This window comes from Luteibacter sp. 3190, from assembly GCF_031456385.1.
GTDB lineage: Bacteria > Pseudomonadota > Gammaproteobacteria > Xanthomonadales > Rhodanobacteraceae > Luteibacter.
Window position 1 is genome coordinate 263,512 of record NZ_JAVDUO010000004.1, and the last position, 25,998, is coordinate 289,509.

A 25,998-nucleotide genomic window follows, 5' to 3' on the forward strand; every position below is an offset into this window, starting at 1 on the left:
GAGGGCGTCCCGGTCAGGCCGGCTGGATGAGATCCCAGCCGTTGCTGTAAAGATCGTCGAAGACCGCGACGGTGCCGTACGCCTCGTGGCGCGGCGCTTCGCGGAAGTGCACGCCATGCGCGAGCATGCGCGCATGATCGCCGGCGAAGTCGTCCGTGTGCAGGAACAGGAATACCCGGCCGCCGCCCTGCCGGCCCACGCAGGCGCGCTGCTCGTCGTTCACCGCGCGGCCCAGCAGCAGGCGCGTCGTGGAGCCGCGCGGTCCGACCGTCACCCAGCGTTTGCCGTCGCCCTGCGGCGTGTCCTCGAACAATTCGAATCCCAGCGCGTCGACGAAGAAGCGGATGGCTTCGTCGTACTCGCGCACGAGGTAGGTGACGGCGCCGAGTGAGGCCATGGGTGTGCTCGTGGGGAAGGGGAATGCCAAGCATCGCCGTTGAGCCGCCCGTGGGCAAGGCGCTGGCTCAGTGGGCGCGATGCTCGTCGTCGAGCGCCAGGCCACCGCCGAGGCCGAGGCCCGCGCCAGCGGCGCCTCCGAGCCCCGCGCCACCACCACCACCACCACTTCTGCCACCACCGCCTTCTCCCTTGCCGCCGCCGTCGCCCTTGCCACGCGCACTGGCGACGACGCGTGCCGGCCCCTGTTTCGGAATCGCGAGGTGTGTCGGTACGGGCTCGAGATCGAGCACCTTCCGGATGAAATCGCGCAACGACACGACGAGCGCGTCGGTATGGATGGGCCGTCCGGCGGCGAGGTCGTTCGCCGCGCGCGCCGCCAGTTCCACCTGTTCCTCGGTGCCCAACAGGATGATGTCCGAGAGCGCCGCTTCGACGGCGTCGCGCACGCGGCGTGCCCGCTCGCTGCGGCTGCCCGGATCCGTCGTGGGTGCATCGGTGGCGTCCGCGCTCGCCGCGCGCTGCAGGATGTCGCGCAGGTGCGTCGGATCGACGCTGAGATCGCCGGTGAACGAGCCACCGAGTGTCTTGTAGGCCGCGATCAGCGTGCGCAGCCGCTCGTTGATCTGCCGGTTTTCCCGCTCCCGCCGCTGCTGCACCGTCTGCTGCGCGATCAGACGGATGCCGACGCCGATCAACGTCACCACGGCCAGACCGATGAAGGTGGTGAGCAGGCCCTGCCAGGAACTGAAGTCGAGATTGCGCATGGAGGAATACTCGATTAGGTCTCACCGTAGCGACAGGCTCGATGAACGGCCGGAGTTCCACGAAGACAAGCCAGTAGGTAGTGAGCGGGAATCGGTGAAATCCGACCTGCCCCGGCGCCCTCTCCCGGCAGATGTCGTGCTCATGGAAAGCCAGTATACGCGGGCTGGATGAGCACCTCCCTTAGCAGCGTTCAAGACAATCAGGGGACTTCATGAACTACCGGATCATAATCGGCATGTTTGCCATTGCGTTTGCGTCGGGGGCAGTCGCGTCCGATCTCTTAAGCAGGGCGGAGGAGCGAGTGAACGTTATGACAGCGGCCATTCGTTCGAAAGACCAACTCCATGCTCACTTGAGCTCCGACCCAACATCGCCTCTCCTCGCGTTAGAGCCTTCGAAGCGAAAGTCTTTCGTTGAATCTCTTCTTTTTACCGACGCAGGTCTCGCGTCATATTCGTTCCTCGAACTCGAAGGCCTACCCTCGACGAGCATTTATAGGATTCTTACGCTCTTCGGAGTGCAGGCAGATACGGCCGATATACGTCGTTCAGTGGGTTTCGAAGACGCAGAGGTCGAGAACATCCTCAAGCGATACTCGCAGCGACCGAGAGATAACTTGCATAGGATGTGCGTTATTTCGCCGCATCGGCCGACTCGATGCGTGCCCAACACAGGAAGTCGTTGTCCGGCAGGCTGTGGCGTCGAAGGCCAGGATCCACGATGAATTGCGGTCGCGGTGACCTGGAGCGCCGGCGCTCGGCTCGCAGCCTCTGACATGGTCCGTCTCTCACGTTTACTGAAACGGGAGTCGGACCTTCGTCAATCAACCGGCGGATGGTTCGAATGTTACTTCACCTGAGCATGGCCTTTCTTTTGTCGACGTCAGCGGACGTATTTCCACCTGACCATTCGAGAGGGGTTTGGAGCGATCTGGCCATCATACGGAGCCAGAGTGACGAGCCCTCGGACAGAGCGCTGCTGTTCGCGGAGCTGTACCAACGAAGGCTTGCTCGCGAGCTGAGGAATCTGCCTGCGCTTCCTGAAGCCGAATTGCATGATTTGTTTCTCGTGCTGGACGCGGCATCGCGACTCTCGTCGGTTGCCGACTATGCCCGGCGCGCCGACTACCTGGACGGGATGCGCGCGGTCGTCGAGGAGCTTGGTCGGCGGGGGACCCGGCGGGAGCTGGAACTGGAAAAATATCTCGAGGCACTGGTGGCGCGCCGGCGGTTCGACGATGCCAGGCGCATGGAGACCCTTGTCGATCCATCCGTATTCCGTCGGTACAGTGGCTTCATGCAGCAAGGACGGCGCGTGTTCGAGGGGCCTTCGGGGTACACGTTGGGGCGTGGGGGGAAGCTCAGGCATCGAGCGATCGAACTCCCTGACGATGGATCCTATGTTGTCGTCGTCATTGGTTGCCACATCGCGGACAGGGCAGCGAAGGCGCTTTCGCTGGATCCGCGGCTCGCAGGGATACTAGGAGGCCCGCGCGTGGTGTGGTTGCTCGGCGATGCCGAAACCGACGTCGATGTGATCAGGCAGTGGAAACAGGATTTCCCCGCCTTCAAGGTCCATATTGCCTTCGACAACGCGTCGTGGCCGGGGATCGACTTAGCTTCGACCCCGTCGTTTTTCTTCTTCCGGCGTGGACAGTTGGTCCAGACCTTGGTCGGCTGGGGGGCGACCGTTGGTCCTGAGCAAGTGGCGGACGCGTTCGAAACCATAGGCCTGCTCGAGCCATCTCAAAAGTCGGGCAGTTCGGCGGAAGGACGGCCTGTCGATTCCCGGTTAGCCGGAGCCGGCCGGCGTTAGCTACGGCGTTTCCGGCAAGAGGTGGCGCGACGGCGTCGGGCCATGACTTCCAGCACATCGGCGCCGCATCGTGCGCCCGGATACTGCGGGTTCCACCGGCGAGGCATTCGGTATGGACGTGCAGGCTTTCCTGGGCAGTTCCGTTTCCTCCGCCCGCCGCTCGCGGCGATGGTGGCCTTGTCTCGCCTTCGTCGGGCTGAGTCTCGCCGCGGCCGGCGTGACCGCGACCGACGGGCCGCTCGCCGCGCTCGACCATGGCCTTCGGCCGACGGTCGTCGCACCCGGCGAACATATCCCGCGCTGGTCGATCGAAGAACGCATGCGGTTCCATAAGGTACCCGGCGTCGCGGTGGCCGTGCTGAAGAACGATCGTGTGGCGCAGGTTCGCGGTTACGGGGTGAAACAGGCCGGTATGAGCGACCGCGTGGACGCCGACACGCTGTTCTCCGTCGGCTCGATCAGCAAGGTCGTCACCGCCACGACGACCCTTCGGCTCGCCGCGCAGGGCACGCTCGACCTCGATCGCGATGTCGACGCCTACCTGAAACGCTGGAAGCTCCCCCCATCGCCCGCCGTGCCGCATCCGGAGGTCAGTCTGCGCATGCTCATGTCGCACACCTCGGGACTGGGCGTGCATGGCTTCGCGGATTACCAGCCGGCCGATCCCCTGCCGACGCTCGTGCAGGTGCTCGACGGTCAGCGTCCGGCCAAGGGCGAGGCGGTGCGATTCAAGGCCGCCCCTGGCAGCGTCGACGACTATTCGGGTGGCGGTGTCACCGTCGAGCAGATGACGATCGAGGACGCGACCGGTCGCCCTCTCGCCGACGTCGCTCGGGATCTCGTGCTGACACCGCTGGGCATGCGACGAAGCACTTACGAAAGTCCGCTCTCCGCCACACGTGGCAACATCGCCAAAGCCCATGACGCCAGCGGCGCGCCGACGGCGCTCCCGCGCGGATGGGAGAGTTTCGCGGAGGCCGGCGCCTCCGGCCTGTGGACGAGCGCGAACGACCTGGGGCGATTCGTCGCCGCGATCATCGGCAGCTACCGTGGTACCGACTCGTTTCTCCCCCAACCGCTGGCGACCGACATGCTGACGGAAGTCTCGCCCGGCCCGTTCGGTCTCGGCCCCCGCCTGGGCGGTGAAGGTCGTGGTCGCTACTTCTTTCATCTCGGAGCGAACGAAAGTTATCTCGCCCTCATGCAGGGATACCCGGAGACCGGCGACGGCTACGTCATCCTCACCAACGGCGCGAACGGCCTCGCGCTGATCGCCGAGGTGCGCAACGCGCTCGACGACGCGACCGGGCTGGGCGCGCGACCGCCGGTGATGACGATCAAGCCACGCGTGCCACCCGCGCCGGACTTCGCTGGCACGTACCGCCTCGACGCGTCGGTACCGATCGACGTGCGCCGCGCGCTCGCCGACAGCTTCGAGCACGCGTCGCTGGACGTGACGGTGAAGGGCGACGAGGTCTTGCTCACGTTGCCCGGACAGGAAAAGCCCGTCGTGCTGCAGGCCCTTGGCCCCGCGCAATTCGTGCAGTCCGGCATCTACGTCTTCCGCTTCGAGTTCCGCCGCGACGCCTTCGGCAAGGTGCGCGGCCTGACGGTGTCGATGCCGGAGACGGAATCGGTGGCGTATTACACCAAGGATGTCGCACCGGAGCCCGGTGCTTAGCGGTGCGTGGCGACATGTCGTCGCTAGTGCAGCCGCTCAGAGTGGGCGCATCAGAAGAGCAAGGGACAAGGAAATCATGAAGACCGCTACGAAGCCGTCGAGCAGGCGCCACGCCGAAGCGCTGCGAAACACCGGCACCAGCAGGCGGGAACCGTAACCCAGCGCCGAAAACCACGTCACGCTCGCGAGGCATGCGCCACCAGCGAACGCCCACCGCGATGCGCCGGGATACTGGGTCGACAGACTCCCCAGGAGGACCATGGTGTCCAGATACACGTGCGGATTGAGGAACGTGAAGGCCAGGCACGCCAGCAGCACCCGGCGCCAGCTCTTTTCTCCGGCGGAGCCCGGCGCCAGAGCCTCGCCTCCCTTCCAGGCTCGGCGGGCTGCCATCAACCCGTAGATCGCCAGAAACGCTGCGCCACCGATGCGCAGCGCCTGGAGGAGGGCCGGCCACTCGCGGACCAGCGCCCCAACGCCCGCCGTGCCGCTCACGATCAGGAGGATGTCTCCCAACGCGCAAGTGCACACGACGAGGCCGATGTGTCGTTGCAGCAGGCCTTGCCTGAGGACGAAGGCGTTCTGCGAGCCGATGGCGATGATGAGGCCGGCACTCGCGAAGAAGCCGGCAACGGCCGCAGCAATAAACATGGAGCGCACTCGAAGGGACGGCGCGTCAGATTGCATCGTCCCGGTCGGTTAGGAAAACTAATAATTCTGTAGAGTGTTTAGAAGTTCTAAGTAGGGGCGTCGTCGATGGATCTGCTGCATCCGCAACTTGCCGCATTCGTGGCTGTGCTTGACGAAGGTAGTTTCGAGGCTGCGGCGCAGCGCCTGTCGGTGACCTCATCTGCCGTCTCGCAGCGGGTCAAGGCGCTTGAAGATCGGCTAGGCCAGGTGCTGATCCTGCGCCAGACTCCGTCTCGCCCGACGCCTGCCGGCGAGCACTTGCTGCGGCGGGTGAGGCCGATGCAGGCGCTCGAGGCCGAGGCGCTGGCGGATTTCGCGCCGGCCCGAGAGTCGGGGCCGCGGTCCGTCGCGATCGCGGTGAACGACGACTCCCTGCAGACGTGGTTCCTGGGCGGACTGGCCGGGCTGCATCGACGCTTCGGCTACCTGTTCGATGTCCGGGTGGACGATCAGGATCACACCCTCCAGATGCTTCGAGACGGAACCGTGTTGGGCGCCGTCACGGCAGAGGCCCGGGCCATCCAGGGATGCAACGTCCATCCGCTCGGCACGATGCGTTATCACGCGATCGCATCGCCGGCATTCTCGAAAAGGAACTTCCCGGACGGGTTGAATGCGGAAGCCCTGGCGACAGCCCCCCTCATCGTGTTCAACCGCAAGGACGACCTGCAGTGGCGCTTCATGCGACGCATCACCCGCGCGCGTTTGTCTCCACCCACGCACTACCTGCCGACCGCCACCGGATTCGTCGAAGCCGCCGCGCTGGGACTCGGCTGGTGTCTGGCCCCGGAGTCGTTGATCGCCCCGGCGGTCGAAGCGGGACATGTGGTCAATCTCGACCCAGCGCGATGGCTCGACGTGTCGCTGTACTGGCAGTACGCGGCGGTGCGCTCGGACACGCTGGAGCACATTGGCCGCGCGATGCGCGACGCGGCCCGGACTGCGCTACGACCGTGATCATGTCCGGGAAGGCGACGAGACGGGCGAAAGACATGGCTGCGACGGACATCCCGGTCGCGACTCGCCGGCGCAGGTGGGATGAAGCATGTGCCGTACAATGGCCGACCACCCTGCGGACGCGCGGTCCAGCGCCGAAGAACGGGGGTATGAATGGGGGTGCTTTACAGCCGTCCCCTGCCACGTGGCAATGAAAACAAATGGTTAGGTCAGCTATGCTCCTCATGATCGACAACTATGACTCCTTTACCTTCAACCTCGTCCAGTACCTCGGCGAGCTGGGGCAGGAGGTCAAGGTGGTGCGAAACGACGCCCTGACGGTCGCGGACATCCGGGCGCTGAAGCCCTCGCGGATCATGATCTCGCCGGGGCCGGGCACGCCGGACGACTCGGGCGTGTCGATCGACATCCTGCGCGAGATGGCCGGGGAGCTGCCGATCTTCGGGGTCTGCCTGGGCCACCAGGCGATCGGCCAGGTGTTCGGGGGCAAGGTGATCCGCGCGCGCGCGATCATGCATGGCAAGACCTCGCCGGTCCGGCACCTGGGGCAGGGCGTGTTCGCCGGCCTGCCGGATCCGTTCGAGGCGACGCGCTACCACTCGCTGGTGGTGGAGAAGGACTCGGTGCCGGACTGCCTCGAGGTGACCGCCTGGACGGAGCGCGAGGACGGCTCGATCGACGAGATCATGGGCCTGCGCCATCGCACGCTCGACATCGAAGGCGTGCAGTTCCACCCCGAGTCGATCCTCACGCAGCACGGCCACGACCTGCTGCGCAACTTCCTCGGCATGCCGCTGCCGCTCGCCGCGTAAGGATTTCCCGTTCCATGCCCATGACTCCCTCCGAGGCGCTCCAGCGCACGATCGAGCATCGCGAGATCTTCCACGACGAGATGATCGAGCTGATGCACCAGATCATGCGCGGCGACGTCAGTCCGCTCATGACGGCCGCGATCCTCACGGGCCTGCGCGTGAAGAAGGAAACCGTGGGCGAGATCACCGGCGCGGCGCGCGTGATGCGCGACCTTTCCGCGAAGGTCGACGCCGGTCCGCACCCGCATTTCCTGGACATCGTCGGCACCGGTGGCGACGGCGCGTCGTCGTTCAACATCTCGACCGCGTCGATGTTCGTCGCGGCGGCGGCTGGCGCGCGCGTCGCGAAGCACGGCGGGCGCAGCGTCTCGTCCAAATCCGGCAGCGCGGACGTCCTGGAGTCGCTGGGTGCCCGGATCGACCTGCTCCCGGCCCAGGTGGCGGTCTGCATGGGCGAGACCGATATCGGCTTCATGTTCGCGCCGAACCACCATCCGGCGATGAAGGTGGTGGCGCCCGTGCGCCGCGAGATGGGCGTGCGCACCATCTTCAACATCCTGGGCCCGCTGACGAATCCCGCCGGCGCGCCGAACATCCTGATGGGCGTGTTCCATCCCGATCTCGTCGGCATCCAGGTCCGCGTGCTGCAGGCGCTCGGCGCCCGGCACGCCATGGTGGTGTGGGGCCGCGACGGCATGGACGAAATTTCCCTCGGCGCGGCGACGCTGGTGGGCGAGCTGCGCGACGGCGCCGTCCACGAATACGAGATCGAGCCGGAAGACTTCGGGCTCGCGATGGCGTCGAGCCGCAACCTTCGCGTGGAGGATCCGGCGGAGTCGAAAGCGATGCTGCTGGACGCGATCTCGGGCGTGCCTGGCGTGCCGCACGACATCGTCTGCCTCAATGCCGGCGCGGCGCTGTACACGGCGGATGTCACGCCGACGATACAGGCGGGCATCGACCTGGCCCGCGCCACCATTGCAAGCGGCGCGGCTCGTGCAAAAATGGAAGCGTTCGTAGCCGCGACGCAGCGGCTCGGCGCCTGATATCGTCGGGGTGTCCCCATACCCCGGCCTTACCCAAGGAAGCCTTTCCGATGCCCGACATCCTCCATCGCATCCTCGACCGCAAGCGCGAAGAGATCGCCGAGCGCGGCCGCAGGCGCACGCTGGACGATATGGCCGCGCTCGTCGCCGACCTGCCCGAAACACGGGGCTTCGTCGCGGCGATCGATGCGCGCCTGCACGACGGCCACCCCGCCGTCATCGCCGAGATCAAGAAGGCCAGCCCCAGCAAGGGCCTGATCCGCGCCGACTTCGATCCGGCGGCCATCGCCCACAGCTACGAGGCCGGTGGCGCGACCTGCCTGTCCGTGCTGACCGATGCCGATTTCTTCCAGGGGCACGAGGATTTCGTGAAGCAGGCGCGCGACGCGTGCTCGCTGCCGATCCTGCGCAAGGACTTCATCATCGACGAGTACCAGGTGTACGAGGCGCGCGTGATCGGCGCCGACTGCATCCTGCTCATCGTCGCGGCCTTCGCGGACAAGGATGGCGACGATGTCATCTACCGCGAGGACGAGCTGCTCGAACTCTCGATGCTGGCGGCGGAGCTCGACCTGGACGTGCTCGTGGAAGTGCACAACGAGGACGAACTCGAGATCGCGCTCGGTCTGCCCGCGCCGCTCATCGGCGTGAACAACCGCAACCTGCGCACGTTCGAGACCTCGCTCGGCACGTCCCTGAAGCTGAAGGACCGCGTGGGTTCGGAAACCGCCATCGTCGCGGAATCCGGCATCCACACGCCGGAAGACGTGCGCAAGCTGCGCGAGGCCGGCATCCATACCTTCCTCGTCGGCGAGGCGTTCATGCGCGCGGCCGACCCGGGTTCGGAACTGCAGAAGCTCTTCGGCGCGCCGCCGCAGTCGCACCTGCCTCACAAGCATCGGTAAGCGCGAGATGGATCAGGGGAACGGCACGGCGGTCGTCGACGACACCGCCGCGGACACGCGACGCGTCGTGTTGTTCGATTTCGATGGCGTGATCGTGCGGCACCAGACCCTCGAGCTCTTCTTTCGCGAGCGGCTCGCGGGCATGGGGCGCTGGCGCCTGCTGCTGGCGTTTCCGCTCGTTCCCTTCGTCCCCTTGCTGAAACGAAGCGCGGCCGGCACGCGGATGCTGGGCCGCGTGTTCCTCCGCGTCGTCACCTTCGGCCGTCGCGAGGCCGCCTATCGGCGCCTCGTCGCGACGTTCGGCCGGGCGTACGCGCGCCGGCCGGGCGTGTTCTGCCGGGACGCCGTGGCGGCGCTCCGGCGTCACGCGGACGCCGGCGATCGCGTGATCATCGTCACCGGGAACGACGGGCATCTGGTGGAGGCGATCCTCGACGAGGTGAACCTCGCCGGCTACGAGCTGGCGGGGTCGCAGACGCGCGGCGGCCTGTTCGGCGTGCGCTTCGTGCGCCACAACGTCGACGGCGTGAAGGTGCGCACGCTCGACCAGGCGGGCATCGCGCGGCCCTGGGCGATCGCGTACGGCGACTCGCTGTCCGACATCCCCATGCTGAAGGCCGCGGACGCGGCGCGGCTCGTCAATCCGACGCCGAAGACGGCGAAGAAAGCGGCCCGGGTCCTGGGCGACAAGCTCGAAGTCCTGCACTGGTACTAGCGCAGCAGCAGATTCCCCAGCTGGTACACGCTGATGCCGACGATCAGCAGCCCCACGGCCGTCATCACGTAGCGCGGCGGCAGGTGCTTCACCAGCCACGCCGCGAAGGGCGCGGCGATCACGCCACCCGTCAGCAGGCCGAGCACGATGGGCCAGTGCTGGATGCCCATGTGCGCGACGAGCGTGGTCGAGATCGCGATGGTCACCACGAACTCCGCCGCGTTGACGGTGCCGATCGTCTGCCGCACGGCGCCGCCGCGGGCGAGCAGGGTGGACGTCGCGATCGGGCCCCAGCCACCCCCGCCGATGGCGTCGAGGAGTCCGGCGAAGAACCCCAGCAAGCCCTTGTGCTTCACCCGATGGTGCGACACCACGCGCCCCGCGGCGCGAACGAGCACCACGACGCCCAGGATGAGCAGATAGGCGTAGACGTAGGGCTTCAACGCCTCGCCCGGCACGCTGGCGAGGAACCACGCACCGACGATGCCGCCGATCACGCCGGGGATGGCCAGTCGCCGGAACGCCTTCCAGTCGACGTTGCCGAAGAACGCGTGCGCGCCGCCGGAGACGCCGGCGGTGAAGACCTCGGCGGTATGCACGGTGGCGCTGGCCACCGCGGGCGGCAGGCCGAGGGCGAGCAGCACCGAATTGGAAACGATGCCGTAGGCCATGCCCAGCGCGCCGTCGACGAGCTGCGCGAGCAGCCCCACGCCGACGAAGGTCAGGAATTGCGTCCAGTCCATGTGTCATCTCATCCCGGGAGTCCGCCTCCACCATATACGACGGCGCTGCGTTCGCCCGATGAAGGTGACGTTCGTCGCTTGCGTGCGGCATCGCGCCGTCCTAGCCTGATCGTTCACGTCCCCCGTCCCCTGGATCGCCGATGTACCTCTCTTCCCTGCGCGAACTGGCGCTCGGCAGTCGTCTCAAGGCCCTGAGCGATCATTTCTACCAGGCCGTGGACGAGGTCTACCGGGCGAGCGGGGCCGGCATCGAGTCGCGCTGGTTTCCCGTGCTCCGGTACCTGCGCGACGTGGGCCCGACCACCGTGACCGACATGGCGCTCGCGATCGGCCAGACGCACTCCGCCGTGAGCCAGCTCGCCGATCGCCTGGTGGAGGCCGGCATCGTCACGCGCCAGCGCGACCCGCACGACGGGCGGCGCAGCGTGCTGGTGCTGACCGTCGCCGGCGAACGCGCGCTGGGCGATCTCGGGCCGGTCTGGCTCGCGATCCGTCGCGGCATGGCCGAGTCCCTCGGTCCGCGCGGCGTGGCGTTGCTGGATGCGATCGACGGCTGCGAGCAGGCGCTGGCGGAACGGCCGCTCGTGGCCGCGATCCTCGACCAGCGTGCGGTGCTGTCGCAGGCGGTGGTCGAGGTCGTGCCTTACCAGCCGGCGTTGCGCGAGCACTTCCGGCGCCTCAACCAGCAGTGGCTCGAGCGCCAGTTCCGGGTCGAGGACGTCGATCGCGCCCTGTTCGCCGATCCGGAAGGGATGATCATCGCGCCGGGCGGCGCGATCCTGTTCGCCCTCTACGCCGGCGAGGTCGTCGGCACGTGCGCCCTCATGCACGAGGGTGGCGGGGTCTACGAGCTGTCGAAGATGGGCGTCGACGAGAACTATCGCGGCCTCGGGGCGGGCCGGAAGCTGCTCGACGAGGCGATCGCCACGTTCCGCCGCCGCGAGGGCCGGGAGCTGTTCCTCGAGTCGAACAGCCGGCTCGAGCGCGCCCTGGCCATGTACGAGCGCGCCGGCTTCGAGCGGCAGCCGGGCATCCGCCCCGGTTCGCATTACGCGAGGGCGGACGTCTACATGGTCTACCGGGGCGACTGAGCCGGCGCGGGCGCCCTCAGCGGGTGCCGCGCACCACGATCGTCTTGCCCGAGACGTCGATCATGCGCTCTTCCTCGAGCTGCTTGAGCACGCGGCCCACCATCTCGCGCGAGCATCCGACGATCCGGCTGACTTCCTGGCGGGAGATGCGGATCTGCGTGCCGTCCGGGTGCGTCATGGCGTCCGGCTCCTGGCAGAGGTCGAGCAGGGTCCGCGAGACGCGGTTGGTCACGTCCATGAACGCCATGCGGCTGACCTGGCGGGACGTGCGGAGCAGGCGGTGGGTCAGCTGCGAGCCGATGGCGAACAGGAGCTTCGGGCATTCGGCCGCCAGCGGGCCCTCGAGCAGCTGGAACAGCCGCTCGTAGCTGATTTCCGCCATCTCGACGGCCGTGCGGGTCCGGACGAGCGATTCGCGCTGCGCCTGCTCGACGAACAGGCCCATTTCGCCGATGAACTGGCCCCGGTTGATGTAGGCGAGGATCAGCTCACGGCCTTCCTCGTCCTCGGTGCAGACGGCGAGCGAGCCCTCGACCACGTAGTAGAGCGTGTTGGCGGGATCGCCCGGCCGGATGATCGCGGTCTTCCCCGGATAGCGACGACGGTGGCAGGCGTCGAGGAAACGGCCCATGGCAGCCGGGTCCGGCGCGAAGCTCGAAGGAGCCTGCGACCGTTCGAACGCCTGTTGCAACAGATATTTAAGTTGAGCCACAGCTGATTCCGATGAGTCTCAATGGCATGGCGCCCCCGTCCAGCGGTCGGCCGACGGTTTTCCGTCAGGCGTCGCCGACTCGCCATGTCCCCGGCCGATTATTGCAGACAAAGGGCCCGTGAAATCCACCCATTTCGAGAGACTGTGGACGGCGTGTTCAAATCCTCGCCAACTTGCCCCATAATTTCACCCCCTCGGCGTCCGGACCCCCTGTCTCACGCCGTACACAAGCGCCGGGCACACTTCGCCGTCCGGTGCTTTTCATTTTGCGGGGACCCTTGCTGCTAACCCGCGTCTGCTGCTGGCCGATCCCCCGGCCTCGGAGAGTCGCTGTGGTCAAACCGCTTCCCCGCCTTCGCCTGCAGGGTTTCAACAACCTGACGAAGGCACTGAGCTTCAACATCTACGATATCTGCTATGCCGTTTCCGAACAGCAGCGGCAGAACTACATCGAGTACATCGACGAGCAGTACGACGCCGATCGCCTGACCCAGATCCTCACGGATGTGGCCGAGATCATCGGCGCGAACATCCTGAACATCGCGCGTCAGGACTACGACCCGCAGGGTGCGTCGGTCACCATCCTCATTTCCGAGGAGCCGGTGGTCGAGAAGCTCGGCCGCGACACGATCTCGGGCGCCGTCGTGGCGCACATGGACAAGAGCCACATCACCGTCCATACGTACCCGGAAACGCATCCGCACAACGGCATCGCCACGTTCCGCGCCGACATCGACGTCGCCACCTGCGGCGTGATCTCGCCGCTGAAGGCCCTGAACTACCTGATCGACAGCTTCGAGTCGGACATCGTCATCGCCGACTACCGCGTGCGCGGCTTCACGCGCGACGTGAAGGGCAAGAAGCACTTCATCGACCACAAGATCAACTCGGTGCAGGACTACCTGGCGAAGCACATCCGCCAGAAGTACGAGATGTTCGACGTGAACGTGTACCAGGAAAACATCTTCCACACGAAGATGCACATCAAGGACTTCGACCTCGACACCTACCTGTTCGAGGCCCAGGCGGACGACCTCTCGTTCAAGGAGCGCCAGCGCATCGAGTCGCTGCTCCGCCGGGAGATCGAGGAACTCTTCCACGGCCGCAACCTGATGTGACGAAAAACCCCGCGAAAGCGGGGTTTTTTTTACACCCGGCGTCATGGTCCGGGCCTTCACGCCCGCCCCGCTAGCGTCGTCCCATGCGCGCGCTGCTGCTCCTCGTCCTGCTGCTGTCCCTCTGCGCGCTGGTCTGGACCAGCGGCTGGCGGCCGCCCGACCGCTACAACCCCTGGGCGCCGCTGGACCTGCGCGCGACGCCGGATGCCTTCCTGCGTTTCAAGCTGGCGCGGCTCGACGACGATCCGGCGATGTGTCGCGCGGCGATCCGAGAGGGTGGGGCGGCTTTCGTACCCGTCCCGGATCGACATGAAGCCAGCGGCTGCGGCTGGACGGATGCCGTGCGTCTCTCGGCGATCGGCCCCGCCACGTTCGCGTCGCCCGTCACCGTGACCTGTCCGCTGGCGGCGTCGCTCGTGCTCTTCCACCGCCACCTGCTGCAGCCCTCGGCGGAGCAGGCGTTCGGTGCGCCGGTGCGGCGCGTCGAGCACGTGGGCTCGTATGCGTGCCGCAACGTCTACCACCGCGATCAGGCGCCCCTGAGCCGCCACGCCGTCGCCGACGCGATCGACGTCACCGGCTGGCGCCTGGCCGATGGACGGCGCATCACCGTGGAGCAGGGTTGGTCCGCGCCCGGCGAGGCCGCCTTCCTGCATGGATTGCAGACGGACGGCTGCCGCTACTTCGGCGCCTTCCTCGGTCCGGATTACAACGCCGCGCACCGCACCCACTTCCACCTGCAGGGGCGCGGCTTCGGCCTCTGTCGTTAGATGCGGTAGGCCACGGTCTTCATGACGGCGGACGCGGCGTGCATCAGTCGCGGCAGCGGCCAGGGCAGGTCGACGCCGCCGCGGGCCTGCGCCGCGTCGGCGTGGCGGATCTCGTCCGCCTGCATCTGGCGCAGGATCGCCCGCGAGCGTTCGTCCTGCGCGGGCAGGCGTTCCAGGTGCTCCGCCAGATGGGCCTCCACCTGGCGCTCGGTTTCCACCACGAAGCCCAGGCTGATCGGATCGCCCACCGCGGCCGCCGCCACACCGATCGCGTAGCTGCCCGCGTACCAGAAGGGGTTGAGCAGGCTGGGCCGGCTGTCGAGCTGCTTCAGGCGTTCGGCGCACCAGGCCAGGTGGTCGGTCTCTTCCTGCGCCGCGTGCATGAGGTGCTGGCGCGTCTCGTCCGTGCGGGCGAGGGCGGCCTGGCCCACGTAAAGCGCCTGCGCGCATACCTCGCCGACATGGTTGATGCGCATGAGGCCGGCCGCGTGCCGGCGCTCGGCGTCGTCCAGCGGCGCATCCGCGATCGCGTCTCCCGGCGATCGGCGCGAGGGCTCGGGCGAGCCGGCCACGGCCTCCATGGCGCGCTCCAGGCCGGCGAGCAGGCGGTCGAGGGGGCTCAGGATGCGTGCGGACATGGAAACTCCAGGCATGCGGGGACGACACACGGTACAATGCCCGCCGTCCGATCCCGAGTGAAGGCACTGCGGCCGCTTGTCGCGCAGGGCATCCCATGCACCGGGAAGGGTTGTGATCATGCCGTCAACCCGTGCTATGATTGTCGGCCCAAAGCTCACTATCGACGTGGGCTTGCGCGATGAGGGAAAAGTCCGCTATTCTCTCGCGCCTTTGCTTTCACCGATTCCGTGTTCCGCCTCTTTGGCGGCAAACCAGGTATTTTCGAAATGAAAACGTTCAGCGCCAAGCCGGAGAGCGTCAAGCGCGATTGGTTCGTGATCGACGCCACGAACAAGACCCTGGGTCGCCTGTCGACCGAGGTCGCGCGCCGTCTCCGCGGCAAGCACAAGCCCGAGTTCACCCCGCACGTCGATACCGGCGATTACATCGTCGTGATCAACGCCGAGAAGGTGGCGGTCACCGGTGCGAAGCTGGACGACAAGATGTACCACCGCTTCACCGGCTACGTCGGTAACCTGAAGACCACGAGTCTGAAGGACCTCCTCGCCACGCACCCGGAGCGCGTGATCGAGATCGCCGTCAAGGGCATGCTGCCGAAGAACCCGCTGGGTCGCGCCATGTACCGCAAGCTCAAGGTGTACGGCGGCGCCGAGCACCCGCATACCGCACAGCAGCCGCAGGCGCTGGAAATCTAAGGAATCGACATGGCTACCCAGCAGAATTACGGTACCGGCCGCCGCAAGACCTCCGCCGCCCGCGTCTTCATCCGCAAGGGCACCGGTGGCATCGTCGTCAACGGCAAGCCGCTCGACCAGTTCTTCGGTCGTGAAACCTCGCGTATGATCGTCCGTCAGCCGCTCGAGCTGACCGAGAACACCGAGAAGTTCGACATCATGGTGACGGTCGCCGGTGGCGGCATCACGGGTCAGGCCGGCGCGATCCGCCTCGGCATCGCCCGCGCTCTCGTCGAATACGACGAAGCCCTGAAGTCGCCGCTGCGCAAAGCTGGTTTCATGACCCGCGACGCCCGTGAAGTCGAGCGTAAGAAGGTCGGTCTCCACAAGGCACGTCGCGCAACGCAGTTCTCCAAGCGCTAATTTTCTAGTAGAATTCGCGCTTCAATTCGGTGCTTCAAGGTCAGAGCGCATCGAATCCCGGTTTATTGGGAGATCGTCTAACGGTAGGACAACGGACTCTGACTCCGTTTATCTAGGTTCGAATCCTAGTCTCCCAGCCAAACGCAGAAAGGCCCCGAGGAATCGGGGCCTTTTTGTTTGCGCGCTTCGCGGAGCGTCGGGAACGGCGCGGGCCGCGACCGCTTTCGCGACGCCGCACGACGAACGTCTGCAAGGGACGTTCATGGGACCGGTGCTGGTCGCTGTCCGGCTTATCCGGCAGACTGCCTGCGCGCGTCAGTAACGGCGCGATGCTTTTCAGTCGAACCACGACACGCACCGAGGGGCGGACCCATGCTTATCCGGGTGAGGGTGGCGGGAGCGAGCGGCGTGGTCGGTAGCCGGGCAAGCGCCTGGGCGACGACCGGCGCCGGGTGTCGATGAAAACGATCATTCCAGGCCATTCCGGCAGGCGGACGCGTGCCGCGTCGGCGTGCGTGCCGCAAAAAGGCCAGTGTATTCGACGCTGATCGATATCCATCGGAAAGCAGGGAAGGGCGCGCCTGGACCCGGAGGGGGCCGACTCGCAACACAGCCGTCCAAGCTATGCGCGGATTCGGCAGGTGCCCCCAAGCGACCGCGGTCGATGCGGGAAAGTGGCGGTATCGGCCATGGGTTCGCCATGGGCGACACACGGAACCCGGGGCAGTAAGACATCGGGGCCGTACTTCCATCACACAGGAGTATCCATCATGCGCACGCACAACCGCCTCTTGCTCGCCTCGCTCATCACGCTCTCCCTCGGCATCGGCGCCGCCCACGCACAGACCGCCGTGACCGGCCTCGGCCAGTCCTGGCCCAACACGACCGACATCAGTGCGAACTCCGGTTACCACGTCTACAAGTTCAAGAAGGGCAACATCACGTACTTCCAGGTCAACGACGCGAACGGCACGGTTCGCGGCGCCTTCATGCGCACCGTCACCGGTGACATCACCGGGCTGCCGATCGGTACCGACGCGTCCAACCTCGCCACGGCCGACGATCGGCTGCCTGCACCGGCGAGCACCGCCTACACGGTCGTCTACCAGGATGCCGCGACGCAGATCGCGGTGGCGCCGCAGTCCGATGGATCGATGCGCATGATGGCGGTCGCCGTGGAGTGCAAGAACCCCGTGGAGTGCACGAGTCGGTAACGATCGCGCGGGCATGTCCGCGTGCCGACGGCACGCGCACTGGAAAGGACATCAGTGGCGATGAAAACCCGAGGACAGGTCCTGCGCGAGCAGGACTTGTCTTGCGGCCGCCTGGCGACGTGCGACACGCACGCCGAACAGCAGCGATGTCGAAAGCACGAAGGCGATCACCGTCTGCGCCTGGATCATCGCGGGATCCAGCAGGCTGAACGAGGTGGATGCCATCGCGACGCTCGCGAAAAGACCGCCGAGCGATGTGCCATGCCAGCCATGACGCAGCGTGAGGGCGACGACGGGTAATGCCATCGCCATGCGGGTGGCCTGCAGGGCCGTGCCTTCGGTCTGCGAGGCGATACCCATCAGCAACGCCAGCGATGGCACCGCGATCAGGAGCAGGTCGCGGGCCAGCGTGCTATGACGGATGGCGTCCCATGTGACGGTCCGCTTCGGTTGCGCGGCGAGACGTTCACGCAACGCGAGGATGCTCGGCGTCAGGGTGAGCGCGCCCAGGTACAGGCCGAGGAACCACGCGAGGAAGATCTGCGGCGTCACGCTCGGTGCCGGTGAGCCATCGTCCATGCGGATGAGGCTCAGCACGACCGAGTTCTCGGCCGCGTTCATCACCGCGCACAGCAGCGTCGCCAGGACGATCATGCCGATGTTCACCTCGCCGCCGGCACGGATGATCGGCAGGCGCGATTGCAGCCAGGCCACGATGGGCATGCAGAAGACGATCGGAGGAACGGTGTTGGCCACGGCCCAGGCCACGCCATAGTCGGACATGTGCACGAAGGCCATCTCGGCGATGGGCAACGCTTCGCCGACGGCGAGGGCCGGCCAGAACTTCCGGGGAACGAGCAGCAGGCACGCCATGCGCAGCCCGGCGGTGAGCATCCAGTGCGAGAACGAAAAATTGCGGGTCAGCTCGTAACAGGCCGCGTAGGCGCCCGCGACGGCTACGTATCGACCCCACACCAACGCGTCCCTGTTCATTCCGCCCACGGTAGTCCCCCTAGGTCGATCTTGTCCTTACATGGTTGGTCGTTCGCCTGTCTGGCGCGTTTCGTCGGCTGGCCGGAGCCACGCGGACCCCTGTCACACACCCGCTCCCGTGAGGGTAGTCTGAAGGTATATCGGCCCGTTCGCCATGGATTGGACACGTTTTTGAAGGATTTGCCGATTAAGGGCCCCGTTTGTTCTCGAGGGTCGGCTGCGCGAGCCTCCCGACCCCCTTGCCGCGGGTCTAGGACTGCCCCCAGGGCGCCCGACCGTGCCGTGCGGGGCCGCGTCCCGCACTAAAATCCCCGGATGACCCACGCCCCCCACCTCGCCCACGGCCTCGCCGGCGACCAGCTCGAGCCCGACTGGCCGGCCCTGCGCCGTGACGAAGTCGCCGCGATCGTCGAATGGCTCCCGTCGCTCGGCACGCTTCGCTCGCTGGACTGGCGCAGCCCGCGGCCGCTGTCCGCGGCGGCCCTGGTGACGACGGAGCGGGGGCGCTACTTCGTGAAGCGGCACCATCGTTCCGTCCGGGACGAACACACGCTCGCCGAGGAACATCGCTTCGCGACGCACCTGCGCGAACGCGGCATTCCCGTACCGGGCATCGTGCGGGCCGGGGACGGCACATCCGTGTTCTCCGCCGGCGACTGGGTCTACGAAGTGCACGAGGCGGCGCGAGGCCTGGATGTCTACCGCGACGCGTATTCCTGGTCGCCGATCGATGGCGAGCACCACGCGCGCGGGGCGGGCGCCATGCTGGCCCGCCTGCATGACGCCGCACGCGGCTACGCCGCGCCGCAGCGCGAGACGCACATCCTCGTCGCGCGCGCGGAGATCCTCGCGGCGGCCGAGCCGGCTCGCGTCATCGACGCGCAGCTTCCTTCACGTCCGGCGCTCGCGCGCTACCTGCGGGAGCGCGACTGGCGAGCCGAACTCGCCGACGCGATCGCACCCTGGCACGCGCGCGCCATCCGTGGCATCGCGACGCAGCCCCGCCTGTGGACCCATGGCGACTGGCACGTCTCCAATCTCTGCTGGAGCGGCGCCGGCGACGACGCTTCGATCACCGACGTCCTCGACCTCGGCCTCTCGGCGGAGACGTTCGCGCTGTTCGACCTCGCCACCGCGATCGAGCGCAACGCGATCGCCTGGCTCGACGTCGATCGCGGCGACATCGGGCGAGCGGATCTCGCCCGCGCGATCGTTGACGGCTACCGGTCCGTGCGGCCGCTCGCGGCGGGCGACCTCGCGCTCCTCGCCGATCTGCTGCCGCTGGTGCACATCGACTTCGCCCTCTCCGAGGTCGAATACTTCGAGGGCATCACCGGCCGCCGCGACCATGCGGACGTGGCCTACCACACGTTCCTGCTCGGCCACGCGCGCTGGTTCGCCACCGGGCACGGCCGTACGTTCCTCGACCGGATTGTGGTTCAATAACGGTTCTAGAAGCGGGGGTGCCCGGCGATCGCCGGGCTGAGAGAGTCCCTTGGAACCTGACCCGGTTAGTACCGGCGTAGGGAGCTTGCAGATCCACGGATGGCCCGGCCGGGCCCGTGGTTCGCCGTCGCTTCGTCCATGGACCCGAAGACGACGATGATCCTTGCCCGTACCCCGCTCGCCCTTGCCATCCTTGCGCTCGCCGCCGCGGCGCACGCCGCGGACGACGCGCCTCCGCAGGCGCGCACGCTGCCCACCGTGGACGTCCACGCGACGACCACCGACAGCTACCGCGCCGCCGACTCGCAGCTGGATACGTTCGGCAGCTTCGGCAGCGCGCCGTTGCATGACACCCCCGCGGCCATCACGGTCATCACGCGCGCGCAGATCGACGATCGCCAGCCCCGCACGCTGAGCGAACTGGTGCGTGGCGACGCCGCGATCACCGACAACTACGCGCCGGCGGGTTACTACCAGGACGTCTCGATCCGCGGCTTTCCGCTCGATCTCGCCACGGGGTTCCGCTTCAACGGGATGATCATGTCGGCGGAGCAGCTGCTCGCGCTCGAAGGCAAGGAACACGTCGAGGTGCTGAAGGGGCTGGGCGGGCTCGAGGCCGGCGTGGTCGAGCCCGGTGGCCTCGTCAACTACGTCAGCAAGCGTCCGGCGGACGTGCATAACGTGACGATCGGAACCGATTCGCACGGCTCGAACTACGAGGCCCTCGACCTGGGCGCCTGGTTCTCGCCGTCGTTCGGCCTGCGCGTCAACGCGGCGAACGAGAAGACGCACTCGTACATCGAACACGCGGATGGCCGGCGCAGTTTCGTCTCCATCGCGGCCGACTGGAAGATCACCGATAAGGCGACGCTGCTGCTGGACACCGATTACCAGACGAGCGGACAGCGCTCGGCGTCCGGCTACCAGCTGCTCGGCGGCACGACGGTGCCCGCCCATGCGAGCCGCACGCGCCTGCTCGGCTACCAGTCGTGGCAGCGGCCGGTGGGCATCCATTCCAGCAATACGTCGCTGCGCTTCAACTACCGCTTCAGCGACAACTGGAACGCGCAGGTCTCGGCGGGGCACAGCCACACCGTCATCGACGACAACGTCGCGTTCGCCTACGGCTGCTTCTACGCCGAATCCTGCGCATCCGGCGCCACGCCCGGTTACTTCTTCGCGCCGAACGGCGACTACGACGTCTACGATTTCCGCAGCCCCGACGACACGCGGCAGAACGACGAAGTACGCGGCGTCGTCACCGGCAGCTTCGCGACGGGAAGCGTCGACCACGAGCTCAACGTCGGCGCCACGAGCTTCCGCCGGACCATCGACCGCCGCGCCTACGTGTACGACTACGTCGGCACCGCCAACATCTATGACCGTGTCGTGCCGTCGTTCGCACCGTCGCCGAACGAGCCGGGTCCGTCGGTCCGCCGCCTGACGAGCTGGCAGCGCACGCTGTTCGCGATCGACCGGATCCACCTGGGCGAGCAATGGCAGGTGCTCGCCGGCACGCGTTTCGTCCGCCTCGACGAAAGCGCCTACGACGACACCGGCGCGATCGAACGCCACACGCGGAGCAGTCAGTCGCTGCCGCAGGCGGCGCTGCTCTGGCAGCCGACCGCGCCGTTGACGACCTACGTGAGCTACGGCGAGGGCCTGTCCCTCGGCCGCGAGGCGCCGTATTGGACGTCGAACGGCGGCACCACGCTGGCGCCGTTGCATTCGCGTCAGGTGGAGGCGGGCGTGAAGTACGCCATCGGCGAGGGCCTCGACCTGCAGGCGGCGGTGTATCGCATCCGTCAGGCGTACCAGTTCGCGCGTCCGGACGACACGGCGGAAGGCTTCACGTTCGTGCAGCAGGGCCAGGAGGTGCACACGGGCGTGGAACTCAACCTCGCGGGGCGGATCACGGAGAACCTGCGCCTCACCGCCAGCCTGAACGCGATCCGCGCGCGCGCCGAGAACACGGGGGCGCCGACGTACGAAGGTCATCAGGTGGTCAACGTACCCCGCTGGCGCAGCGCCGTGTACGCCGATTACAGCCTGCCGTTCGCGCCGGGCCTGGCCATCCTGGGCGGCTGGCGCTACGCGGGCAGCAACGTGGCGACACCCGACGGCGCCACGCGCGTGCCGGCGTACAACGTGTTCGACGCGGGGCTGCGGTTCGCCACGCAGGTGGGCGGCCATGCGCTGACGTGGCGCCTGAATGTCGATAACGTGTTCAACCGGTTCTACTGGCGCGACACGGGCAGTTCCGGTGGCGACAGCTATCTGTTCCCGGGCATGCCGCGACTGGCCCGCCTGTCGGTGACCTATGAGCTTTGAGCTGTCCCTGTTCGAGCTGTTCGCCGCGCTGGTCAGCGCGGCGGGCGTGTGGCTGACGGCGCGGCGCAGTCCGTGGTGCTGGCCGGTGGGCCTGGTGTCGGTGGTCGCGTACGCGTGGATCTTCGTCGACGCGCGGCTTTACTCGGACACGCTGCTGCAGGCGATCTTCGCCGTGCTCATCCTGTATGGATGGCATCGATGGACGCGCAACCTCGACGGCAGCGGCCACGTCCGCGTCGCGGCGCTCGCTCCACGCGAGGCCATCGCCCATCTCGCCCTCGGCACGGCCGCGGCGCTCGCGCTCGGTTATGCCATGCACCGTTACACCGATGCGTCGCTGCCCTGGCTCGACGCCGCGCTCACCGCGTTCAGTCTCGTCGCGCAGTGGTGGCAGGCGCGACGCCATGCCGCCGCGTGGTGGCTGTGGATCGCGGTGGACGTGATCTACGTCGGCGAGTACCTCTACAAATCGCTCCCGGTCACGGCGGTGCTCTACGCGGGCTTCGTCGTCCTCGCCGCCATCGGGTTGCGTGCGTGGCGCGCGGAGCGGTCGGTGCCTGCGCAGGCTTAGGTCAAGCCACCGTGAAATCCGACCGATTTTTCAGAAAACTTCCATATCCGAACTGCGGCGGACCACGCAAAATTCACTGGTCGCCGCGGGTTGGACGTGTTTGCTCAAGGATTTGAGCCCTGTACCAACCGGTGAACGGCAACGGCCGGGGCGTGGGACGCGCCCCGGCCGTTCTTCGTTGGAGGGTTCACTTCGTGCGCGGCGTCGTGCCCCAGTCCTCGGGCTGGAAGCTCAGGTGCAGCACGGCCCGCGTTCCGTTCTCGAGAGGCGGGTTGTATTCGAGCGTCGTGCAGCCCGTGGCCTGTTGCCGCGCGGCGGCCAGTGACATCACCTTGGCGAGCTGGCTACGGGTGGATGTCGAGCCCGCGCGGTTCGCGGGTAACAGCACGCGATACCCATCGGCGCTCACGCCGTCCTTCAGGTCGGCCGGCGGCGCCTGGCCGGGCGTCGCCATGAGGATGTCCATCCGCCGCCCGCAATTGCCCACGCTGACGATGTCGACGCCATCGAGCAGGCTCGCGACGAAACGATCCGCGTTCTCCGCCAGGCTGTCGACGGCCTCGACCGCGGTGCTCAGGCGGATCTTCACGAAATAGAGCTTGCGGTAGAACAGGTACGCACGGGAGGTGAGCATGTCCTGCTGGGCGTCGAAGACGATCGGCAGGAACCGGCCTTCGGCCTTCCTGCCACCGGCGAGGTTGGCGGTGTAGGCGCTTTCGTCGCCCCACCACACGTTGCGGTAGATCTGCTGGCGTTCGGCGAACGCCACCGATTCGCGGAAATCTTCCGCCGCGCGCTTGAGCATGGCCGCGTTGTCGCCTTCGCCGGCCGGGTAGATGAAGACGTCGGCGATCAGCCAGTCGGCGTTGTCGATGTGATAACGCAGCGATACACCCGCGGCGATGTCGCCTTCGTCGGCGTAGTTCTTCACCGCGGCGAGCGTCGCATCGGCGAGACGCCGCGGCGCGACGATCCAGGTGTCGTCCACCACGCCGCGATGCTCCTGCATGTCCGGCAGGCTGACGGGGCCGGCGTTCGCCGCTTCCTGGGCATGCACGCCCGCGCCGGCCAGCAGGCCGAGCAGGACGGGAACGAGCTTCCATCGAGACATCTTCACCACGACCCCTGACTCATCGAACCCCTTCCCCGTGCGCGCACTATAGCCATCCATTCGTCTCAACGGGAGCGCTTCGACGCACGTAGCCGTCGGCGCAGAAAAGCCAGGGTGGACGCTTCCAATTTTCGGGGATAGCGGAGACCCGCCGGCGGTACGCAGCGATGCAGTTTGCCCTCGGTCCAGCCGGTGAAGACCTCCGGGTGGATGTACGAAGCGCGGCATACCGCCGGAGTGTTGCCAAGCACGGCGGCGACCTGCTTGACGGCCTGCGCGAGGGCCGCCTTGATCGCGCGCTCGCCGCCCTCGTCGGGCAGCGCCGTCGTGCCGAGCACGCCCATCGCGTGCACGGTGCCGCCCCAGGTGCGGAAGTCCTTCGCGGTGAATTCGCCGCCGGTCACCTCGCGCAGGTAGTCGTTGACCATGCCCGAGTCGACGGGCTGCGGGTGGCCGTCGTCGTCGATGTACTGGAAGAGCCGCTGCCCGGGCAACTCCTGGACGCGGCGCACCGCTTTCACGAGTCGCTTGTCGTCGAGTTCGACGTCGCGCCATAGCCCGCTCTTGCCGCGGAAATGAAACGTGATGCGACCCTTGCGCATGGCGACGTGTCGCGAGCGCAGCGTCGTCAGGCCATACGAGTTGTTCTGCTTCGCGTAGGCGTCGTTGCCGACGCGGATCATCGTCTCTTCCAGCAGGCTGACGACCAGCGCGAGCACCTTCTCGCGCGGCAGGCCGGGCAGCGCCAGATCCTTGCGCAGGCGGCGACGAAGGCGGGGCAGGGCCTCGCCGAACTCCACGATGCGCTCGAACTTGCCCTGCGAGCGCGTGTCGCGCCAGCGCGGGTGATAACGGTACTGCTTGCGTGCCCGCGCGTCGCGCCCGGTCGCCTGCAGGTGGCCGCGCTCGTCGGGGCAGATCCAGACGTTCGTGTACGCCGGGGGGATCGCCAGCGAGCGGATGCGCGCGATCACGTTCTCGTCGGTGATCCTGCGGCCATCCGGCCCGATGTAGGCGAAGCTCTTTCCGCGCTTGCAGCGCGTGATGCCTTCATCGGTGTCGCAGACATAGACGAGGCCCGCCGCTTTCGCGTGGGCCTTCTCGACGCTCGCCGCCGCGAGGGCGTTGGCCGGTGGGTTCCTGGACATGGCCGGGACTATGTCCCGGCGACCGATCAAGGCCGGGTGAACGCCTCGTCAGCCGACGCGGCAGAACACCGCCTTGAGGTAGCGGTTCTCCGGGACGTTGCTCGCCACCGGATGGTCGGGGCCGGCACCGGCGACGTCGAGCACCTGGATGTCGCGCCCGGCGTTGAGCGCGACGCGGCGGATCATCTCGAGGAAGTCGCTTTCGCCGACCAGCCCGGTGCACGAGCAGGTCAGCAGGATGCCGCCCGGCGCCAGGACGTCGAGCGCCGTCCGGTTCATCGCGAAGTACTTCTTCAGCGCGTTGACCACCTGGTTGCGATCGCGCGTGAGCTTGGGCGGATCGAGCACGACCGCGTCCCACGTCTCGCCGCGGGCGATCGCGGCGCGCAGCCACTCGAAGACGTCGCCCTGCTCGAAGGTGGCGGCCACGCCGTTCATGCGGGCGTTCTCGCGCGCGACCTCGAGGATCGCCGCGTCGGCGTCGACGCCGGTGGCCTCGCGGGCGCCGGCCTTCATCGCGTGCACGGCGAAGCCGCCGGCGTTGCAGCAGAGGTCGAGCACGCGGCGGCCGCGCGCCAGTTCGGCGAAGCGGCGGCGGTTGTCGCGCTGGTCGGCGAAGAACCCGGTCTTGTGGCCGAGGCCCGGCGCGGCGTGGAACGCCAGGCCGTGCTCGTGCACGTCGACGGCCGTCGGCGCGTCGTTGGAGCGCACGTCGAAGGATTCCTGGCGCTGCACGTGCTGCTCGGCGAACCAGTACAGGGAAGCACCGGGGAAATGACGCTGCAGCGCCGCGTGGATCGTCTCGCGGAAGCGCCACATGCCGGCGGCGAAATACTCCACCACCAGGTGATCCGCATAGCGGTCGACGACGAGGCCCGAGAGGCCGTCGCCTTCGCTGTGGACGACGCGCCACGCGTCGCTCACCTCGTCCAGGCGCAGCAGCTCGCGGCGCAGTTCGACGGCGCGCGCGATGCGCTGCGCGATCCAGTCGTCGTCGATGGCGACGTCGGGGTCGGTCGTCAGCAGCCGCAGCGCGACGCGCGCGTGGCCGTTCCAGAAGCCGCGGCCGACGAAGCGGCCCTTCGCGTCGTGCACGTCCACGACGCTGCCGGGCGGCAGGCGGTCGTCGGGCTTCACGATCTGCGCGGACCAGACCCAGGGATGACCGGGGACGCGGTCGGACTTCAGGCGGATGACGGGGAGTGCGGGGCTGTTCATCGGTGAATGAT

General features: G+C 67.3%; 26 protein-coding genes, 1 tRNA gene and 1 riboswitch. Of the genes, 17 read left to right on the forward strand and 10 right to left on the reverse strand.

Annotated features, from left to right (window positions below; genetic code table 11):
* Window positions 1-13: 13 nt before the first annotated feature.
* Both J2X58_RS16795 and J2X58_RS16800 read right to left on the reverse strand, forming a co-directional pair.
* The gene (locus tag J2X58_RS16795) at window positions 14-397 is read right to left on the reverse strand and encodes a VOC family protein (protein ID WP_310049650.1); all 384 of its coding nucleotides are present in this window, start codon (window positions 395-397) and stop codon (window positions 14-16) included.
* A gap of 67 nt (window positions 398-464) precedes the next feature.
* The gene (locus J2X58_RS16800; protein WP_310049652.1) at window positions 465-1,163 is read right to left on the reverse strand and encodes a hypothetical protein; all 699 of its coding nucleotides are present in this window, start codon (window positions 1,161-1,163) and stop codon (window positions 465-467) included.
* A gap of 844 nt (window positions 1,164-2,007) precedes the next feature.
* Here J2X58_RS16800 and J2X58_RS16805 point away from each other — a divergent pair.
* Window positions 2,008-2,979 carry a hypothetical protein gene (locus tag J2X58_RS16805; RefSeq protein ID WP_310049653.1) on the forward strand — a complete coding sequence of 324 codons (972 nt, stop codon included), beginning with the start codon at window positions 2,008-2,010 and terminating at the stop codon, window positions 2,977-2,979.
* 112 nt (window positions 2,980-3,091) lie between these two features.
* Window positions 3,092-4,660 carry a serine hydrolase domain-containing protein gene (locus J2X58_RS16810; RefSeq protein ID WP_310049655.1) on the forward strand — a complete coding sequence of 523 codons (1,569 nt, stop codon included), beginning with the start codon at window positions 3,092-3,094 and terminating at the stop codon, window positions 4,658-4,660.
* Between the two features lie 36 nt (window positions 4,661-4,696).
* Here J2X58_RS16810 and J2X58_RS16815 read toward each other — a convergent pair whose 3' ends face one another.
* Entirely contained in the window at window positions 4,697-5,311 is a 615-nt protein-coding gene (locus J2X58_RS16815) for a LysE/ArgO family amino acid transporter (RefSeq protein ID WP_310049657.1), read from the reverse strand.
* 105 nt (window positions 5,312-5,416) lie between these two features.
* Here J2X58_RS16815 and J2X58_RS16820 point away from each other — a divergent pair, with 105 nt between their 5' ends.
* From J2X58_RS16820 to J2X58_RS16840, 5 genes are all read left to right on the forward strand, one after another.
* A complete protein-coding gene (locus J2X58_RS16820) occupies window positions 5,417-6,307 on the forward strand; it encodes a LysR family transcriptional regulator ArgP (RefSeq protein ID WP_310049659.1) in 891 nt (296 codons plus the stop codon).
* 215 nt (window positions 6,308-6,522) lie between these two features.
* Entirely contained in the window at window positions 6,523-7,119 is a 597-nt protein-coding gene (locus J2X58_RS16825) for an aminodeoxychorismate/anthranilate synthase component II (RefSeq protein ID WP_310049662.1), read from the forward strand.
* Between the two features lie 14 nt (window positions 7,120-7,133).
* Entirely contained in the window at window positions 7,134-8,165 is a 1,032-nt protein-coding gene (gene trpD / locus J2X58_RS16830; protein ID WP_310049666.1) for an anthranilate phosphoribosyltransferase, read from the forward strand.
* Between the two features lie 50 nt (window positions 8,166-8,215).
* The gene (trpC, locus tag J2X58_RS16835) at window positions 8,216-9,070 is read left to right on the forward strand and encodes an indole-3-glycerol phosphate synthase TrpC (protein ID WP_310049670.1); all 855 of its coding nucleotides are present in this window, start codon (window positions 8,216-8,218) and stop codon (window positions 9,068-9,070) included.
* A 7-nt stretch (window positions 9,071-9,077) separates the two neighbouring features.
* Window positions 9,078-9,785 carry a haloacid dehalogenase-like hydrolase gene (locus J2X58_RS16840; protein ID WP_310049672.1) on the forward strand — a complete coding sequence of 236 codons (708 nt, stop codon included), beginning with the start codon at window positions 9,078-9,080 and terminating at the stop codon, window positions 9,783-9,785.
* Here J2X58_RS16840 and J2X58_RS16845 read toward each other — a convergent pair.
* Window positions 9,782-10,528, reverse strand: a complete 747-nt coding sequence (locus J2X58_RS16845) for a sulfite exporter TauE/SafE family protein (RefSeq protein WP_310049675.1) — start codon at window positions 10,526-10,528, stop codon at window positions 9,782-9,784. The genes J2X58_RS16840 and J2X58_RS16845 overlap by 4 nt on opposite strands.
* Before the next feature lie 140 nt (window positions 10,529-10,668).
* Here J2X58_RS16845 and J2X58_RS16850 point away from each other — a divergent pair, with 140 nt between their 5' ends.
* Window positions 10,669-11,619 carry a helix-turn-helix domain-containing GNAT family N-acetyltransferase gene (locus J2X58_RS16850; protein ID WP_310049676.1) on the forward strand — a complete coding sequence of 317 codons (951 nt, stop codon included), beginning with the start codon at window positions 10,669-10,671 and terminating at the stop codon, window positions 11,617-11,619.
* Window positions 11,620-11,635: 16 nt separating this feature from the next.
* On the opposite strand, the gene crp is transcribed toward J2X58_RS16850, so the two are convergent.
* Window positions 11,636-12,250 (reverse strand): cAMP-activated global transcriptional regulator CRP, encoded by a 615-nt coding sequence (gene crp / locus J2X58_RS16855; RefSeq protein ID WP_254779384.1) that lies wholly within the window; start codon window positions 12,248-12,250, stop codon window positions 11,636-11,638.
* A gap of 413 nt (window positions 12,251-12,663) precedes the next feature.
* Here crp and speD point away from each other — a divergent pair, with 413 nt between their 5' ends.
* On the forward strand, window positions 12,664-13,449 hold the full coding sequence (gene speD, locus J2X58_RS16860) for an adenosylmethionine decarboxylase (RefSeq protein WP_036109987.1): 786 nt from the start codon (window positions 12,664-12,666) through the stop codon (window positions 13,447-13,449).
* A gap of 83 nt (window positions 13,450-13,532) precedes the next feature.
* Window positions 13,533-14,219 carry an extensin family protein gene (locus tag J2X58_RS16865; protein ID WP_310049679.1) on the forward strand — a complete coding sequence of 229 codons (687 nt, stop codon included), beginning with the start codon at window positions 13,533-13,535 and terminating at the stop codon, window positions 14,217-14,219.
* Here J2X58_RS16865 and coq7 read toward each other — a convergent pair.
* On the reverse strand, window positions 14,216-14,872 hold the full coding sequence (coq7, locus tag J2X58_RS16870; protein ID WP_310049681.1) for a 2-polyprenyl-3-methyl-6-methoxy-1,4-benzoquinone monooxygenase: 657 nt from the start codon (window positions 14,870-14,872) through the stop codon (window positions 14,216-14,218). The two genes, J2X58_RS16865 and coq7, sit on opposite strands and share 4 nt — an antisense overlap.
* Before the next feature lie 252 nt (window positions 14,873-15,124).
* Between coq7 and rplM the strand changes: the two genes are divergently transcribed.
* The 4 genes from rplM (at window position 15,125) to J2X58_RS16890 (ending at window position 17,169) form a co-directional block, all read left to right on the forward strand.
* A complete protein-coding gene (rplM, locus tag J2X58_RS16875; RefSeq protein WP_072323841.1) occupies window positions 15,125-15,553 on the forward strand; it encodes a 50S ribosomal protein L13 in 429 nt (142 codons plus the stop codon).
* A gap of 9 nt (window positions 15,554-15,562) precedes the next feature.
* On the forward strand, window positions 15,563-15,955 hold the full coding sequence (gene rpsI, locus J2X58_RS16880) for a 30S ribosomal protein S9 (protein WP_089981021.1): 393 nt from the start codon (window positions 15,563-15,565) through the stop codon (window positions 15,953-15,955).
* Between the two features lie 66 nt (window positions 15,956-16,021).
* Window positions 16,022-16,095, forward strand: a tRNA-Gln gene (locus tag J2X58_RS16885).
* 630 nt (window positions 16,096-16,725) lie between these two features.
* Window positions 16,726-17,169, forward strand: coding sequence for a hypothetical protein (locus J2X58_RS16890; protein WP_090057299.1), 444 nt, complete (start codon window positions 16,726-16,728; stop codon window positions 17,167-17,169).
* Between the two features lie 51 nt (window positions 17,170-17,220).
* On the opposite strand, the gene J2X58_RS16895 is transcribed toward J2X58_RS16890, so the two are convergent.
* The gene (locus J2X58_RS16895; protein WP_310049686.1) at window positions 17,221-18,144 is read right to left on the reverse strand and encodes an MASE1 domain-containing protein; all 924 of its coding nucleotides are present in this window, start codon (window positions 18,142-18,144) and stop codon (window positions 17,221-17,223) included.
* 333 nt (window positions 18,145-18,477) lie between these two features.
* On the opposite strand from J2X58_RS16895, the gene J2X58_RS16900 reads away from it, so the two are divergent.
* From J2X58_RS16900 to pnuC, 3 genes are all read left to right on the forward strand, one after another.
* The gene (locus J2X58_RS16900; RefSeq protein WP_310049689.1) at window positions 18,478-19,608 is read left to right on the forward strand and encodes a phosphotransferase; all 1,131 of its coding nucleotides are present in this window, start codon (window positions 18,478-18,480) and stop codon (window positions 19,606-19,608) included.
* Window positions 19,609-19,611: 3 nt separating this feature from the next.
* Window positions 19,612-19,708, forward strand: a riboswitch (TPP riboswitch).
* 56 nt (window positions 19,709-19,764) lie between these two features.
* Window positions 19,765-21,939: a TonB-dependent siderophore receptor gene (locus tag J2X58_RS16905; RefSeq protein WP_310049691.1), complete on the forward strand. Its 2,175-nt coding sequence runs from the start codon at window positions 19,765-19,767 to the stop codon at window positions 21,937-21,939.
* Window position 21,940: 1 nt separating this feature from the next.
* Complete coding sequence (gene pnuC, locus J2X58_RS16910) at window positions 21,941-22,510, forward strand: nicotinamide riboside transporter PnuC (protein ID WP_310049817.1); 570 nt, start codon at window positions 21,941-21,943, stop codon at window positions 22,508-22,510.
* 187 nt (window positions 22,511-22,697) lie between these two features.
* On the opposite strand, the gene J2X58_RS16915 is transcribed toward pnuC, so the two are convergent.
* The 3 genes from J2X58_RS16915 to J2X58_RS16925 form a co-directional block, all read right to left on the reverse strand.
* Window positions 22,698-23,621 carry a hypothetical protein gene (locus tag J2X58_RS16915; protein ID WP_143070486.1) on the reverse strand — a complete coding sequence of 308 codons (924 nt, stop codon included), beginning with the start codon at window positions 23,619-23,621 and terminating at the stop codon, window positions 22,698-22,700.
* A gap of 65 nt (window positions 23,622-23,686) precedes the next feature.
* Complete coding sequence (locus tag J2X58_RS16920) at window positions 23,687-24,769, reverse strand: DNA topoisomerase IB (RefSeq protein WP_090057291.1); 1,083 nt, start codon at window positions 24,767-24,769, stop codon at window positions 23,687-23,689.
* Between the two features lie 48 nt (window positions 24,770-24,817).
* The gene (locus tag J2X58_RS16925) at window positions 24,818-25,987 is read right to left on the reverse strand and encodes a class I SAM-dependent rRNA methyltransferase (protein WP_310049695.1); all 1,170 of its coding nucleotides are present in this window, start codon (window positions 25,985-25,987) and stop codon (window positions 24,818-24,820) included.
* Window positions 25,988-25,998: the final 11 nt, after the last annotated feature.